The organism is Vibrio sp. 10N.222.46.A1 (assembly GCF_041473595.1).
GTDB classification, from domain to species: Bacteria; Pseudomonadota; Gammaproteobacteria; order Enterobacterales; family Vibrionaceae; genus Vibrio; species Vibrio tasmaniensis_A.
In genome coordinates this window covers 1-3,315 of sequence record NZ_JBFRSN010000517.1, presented here as the reverse complement: position 1 = coordinate 3,315, position 3,315 = coordinate 1, and the positions used below count along the sequence as shown (strand labels likewise).

General features: G+C 42.9%; 3 protein-coding genes. 2 read left to right on the top strand and 1 reads right to left on the bottom strand.

Annotated elements, in window-relative coordinates; all coding sequences use genetic code 11:
- Positions 1–498 (top strand): class I SAM-dependent methyltransferase (locus AB4496_RS15020; protein ID WP_372131262.1); only part of this gene is annotated, 498 nt, incomplete at its 5' end.
- Positions 499–751: 253 nt separating this feature from the next.
- Here the strand turns inward: AB4496_RS15020 and AB4496_RS15015 are convergent.
- Positions 752–2,224, bottom strand: a complete 1,473-nt coding sequence (locus AB4496_RS15015; protein ID WP_102257305.1) for a carboxypeptidase M32 — start codon at positions 2,222–2,224, stop codon at positions 752–754.
- A 298-nt stretch (positions 2,225–2,522) separates the two neighbouring features.
- On the opposite strand from AB4496_RS15015, the gene AB4496_RS15010 reads away from it, so the two are divergent.
- Complete coding sequence (locus AB4496_RS15010) at positions 2,523–3,158, top strand: LysE family translocator (protein WP_012603778.1); 636 nt, start codon at positions 2,523–2,525, stop codon at positions 3,156–3,158.
- The last annotated feature ends 157 nt before the right edge of the window (positions 3,159–3,315 follow it).

The following is a 3,315-nucleotide window of genomic DNA, read 5'->3' as shown; positions in this document are numbered from 1 at the left end:
CATTTAGATGTTGGCGTTGGCTCAGGTTATTACCTTAAGAATTACCTACCACAAACAACAAAACGTATCGCTTTGCTAGATTTGAATGAAAATAGTCTTGATACAACCTCAAAAGCAATTAGTCATTTTCAACCTGAAGTTTACTGTGGGGATGTACTTGAGCCTCTTGAATTAAGTATCGAAAAATTTGACTCAATTAGTGTTAATTATTTACTTCATTGTTTGCCTGGAAATTTAATTGGTAAAGGCATTATGTTTAAGCATTTAAAAAGCTATATGAACGAAGGTGGGGTTTTGTTTGGTAGTACAATTTTAGGTAAGGGTACGAAACTGAATTTTTTCGCTAAAAAATTGATGGGTGTTTACAATAAGAAAGGCATATTTAGTAATAACAACGATGATTTAGACTCATTGGTGACATCGTTAAATGAACACTTTACTGATGTAAAAGTGGAAGTTATAGGGTGTGTTGCATTGTTCTCAGGTAAAAAAATATAACAAATGATCTGCTCCAGTGATACTGGACACTCACGTAAGCGAATTTTTCCATACTTTCAATAATTCATGCTTTGCTATATTAGCAAAAGACGCAACTCGGAATTGTCCAATTCCGCGCTAGCAGGTACCAGGATATTCCGTGATTGTTAGGTTCGATGAAGGGATAAATCTTCAAATCAACCTAAGTATGTTTTGAAAATGAGATTAAAAAGGCTGAAGCAATAAACTGATCAGCCTCTATCGATTTATTCCATTAAAGGTAACGGCTTCTTAGGTGATCTTTGAAGTATTGCGCATTCAAGGTTTCACCGGTTGCGCCTTTCACCAAGTCATCGGTGTTAAGCAGGCTGCCTTTACTCCAAATATTCGATTCTAACCAAGTGAAGATAGGGGATAGGTCGCCACTTTCAATCACAGCGTTCACATCCACTGTTTTCTTCATTGAAGCCATGAACTGAGCCGCGTACATCGCCCCTAGTGTGTAAGATGGGAAGTAACCGAATGCGCCGTCCGTCCAGTGAATATCCTGCATACAGCCATTAGTGAAATTGCCTTGAGTGCTTAATCCAAGGTATGACTGCATCTTAGTATTCCATAGTTCTGGCACATCGGTGTGTTTGATCTTACCGTTGATCAAGTCACGTTCAATTTCGTAGCGTAAGATAACGTGTGCAGGGTAGGTAAGCTCATCAGCGTCAACACGGATGAAGTCTTTCTTCACGCGAGTGTAGATCTTCTGGAAGTTCTCTTTCTCAAACTCTGAACCTGAGAATTGCTGCCCCGCCAAGTTTGCTAAGTGTCCGATGAATGGGTCGCTGCGGCCAACTTGCATCTCGAAGAACAAAGATTGAGATTCGTGGATACCCATAGAGCGCGCTTCGCCCGCCGGTTGGCCTGCTAGGTGTTTTGGTAAGCCTTGTTCGTAACGCGCGTGCCCTGTTTCATGCACTATACCCATTAAGCTTTGAACGAATTCAGCTTCGTCGTAGCGGGTTGTGATACGCACGTCTGAAGGCACGCCGCCACAGAATGGGTGAACACTTTCATCCAATCGGCCGTGTTCAAAATCGAACTGAAGCAGCTTCATGACTTCTAAACCAAGTGCTTTCTGTTTCTCGGTCGAATAGATGCCAGATGGCGCATTAAATTGCTCGCTCGATTGTTTTTCGATTACTTCATCAATCAGGTTTGGCAGCCATGTCTTAACGTCGGCAAACAAGACATCAAGTGAAGCAGAGCTGGTGCCTGGTTCATAGATATCAAGCATGGCATCATAAGGTGTTAGGTTCGCCGCATCGGCGCGGATCTGTGCTTCTTCACGAGACAGCTCAACCACTTCACGCCAGTTCTTTTCAAAACCAACCCAGTCGTTTTCTCCACGTTGGCTACGCCACGCATGCTCACATTTTGAACCCGCTAGAGATTTCGCTTCCACCAATTTTTCTGGAAGTAGGTTAGCTTGTTGCCATTGGCGTTTAATTTCACGCAGAGATGATTGTTGTTCGTTGTTCAGCGCTTCGTTTTCAGCGTCTGCAATCCAATCTCCAAGTTGTGGTTGCGTCATCAACCCGTGAATATGAACCGAAAGCTCGGCCATTGCTTCACTACGAGCTTGGTTACCACCGGCAGGCATCATTGAAGCTTGGTCCCAACCACAAATCGAGGCTAGGTGTTGAAAGCGTGAACATTTTTGAGAGTGTTCGACTAGTTTTTTGAATGCGCTCATTTGACTACTCTTAATTTGGTTTCTGTAAATGATCCTTAGGACTGCGTCAGCGTTAAGGTTCATCTCTCATGTACTTTGATTATGGCTCTACTTTTAAAAGACGCTGACCTTCGGAGTTGAAGATATAGCGAGAAAAGCATGAGGCGGTACGATGCCTTGAATTTACTATTTCTTAACAAATTAAACTGTTCCATTGTGCACAAAATCAGTGAGTTGTATAGCTGGTGGCAATTGTTGCTTGCGAATTGTTCAGATACACGGTATTGATGATAGATCGCTGAACAACAATGACAATGATATGGATATTTTGAACTTTGAGGCATTTTTAATTGCCATTACTATTTTAACGCTAACGCCGGGTTTAGATACGGCTTTGGTGATTCGCAATACGAGCCGTTCTGGCTTATCTGACGGCGTGATGACCAGCTTTGGTATTTGTAGCGGCTTGTATGTACACGCGTTTTTCTCTGCTGTGGGTATTTCTGCAATCCTCGCCCAGTCAGCTGAACTCTTTCAAGCCGTTAAGATGGTGGGTGCGGTTTACCTGATCTGGCTTGGCTTAAGCAGTTTACGAGCTTTGATGAAAAACGGTGGCGGTTTGAAGGTGGGTGAACAAGCTCAGCAAGCATACAGTGCTAAGCGTTCTCTACGCGAAGGCTTTCTGTCTAACGTTCTTAACCCAAAAACGGCAGTTTTCTATTTGGCCTTTTTACCTCAATTCGTAAACCCTGAAGGATCACCATTATTGCAATCTATGTTGATGGCTTCGGTACACTTTATGATTGCGATGGTGTGGCAATGCGGTTTGGCTGGGGCACTTAACTCGGCTAAAAACTTGCTTAAGAATGCGAGTTTTATGAAGTGGATGGAAGGCGTGACTGGCATGGTGCTGGTGGGGCTGGGTGTGAAGCTTTTAATGGAAGAACCTAGCTAAGTCATAGTGACTTAATACCAATCACAGTAAGTAAGTGATCAAAAATAGCGCAGGGAAAAGGCTTGAGAACAAGGCAGCATTTTTTGATAAGTAGTTATTCTACAATCAAAAATACTAACGCAGTTATCGAGCGTTTTAGCAAGCTAGGGTGACCAGT

Excerpts from the sequence above, each read along its gene's own strand:
- AB4496_RS15015 (WP_102257305.1), bottom strand. The coding sequence starts at position 2,224 with ATGAGCGCATTCAAAAAACTAGTCGAACACTCTCAAAAATGTTCACGC.
- AB4496_RS15010 (WP_012603778.1), top strand. The coding sequence starts at position 2,523 with ATGGATATTTTGAACTTTGAGGCATTTTTAATTGCCATTACTATTTTA.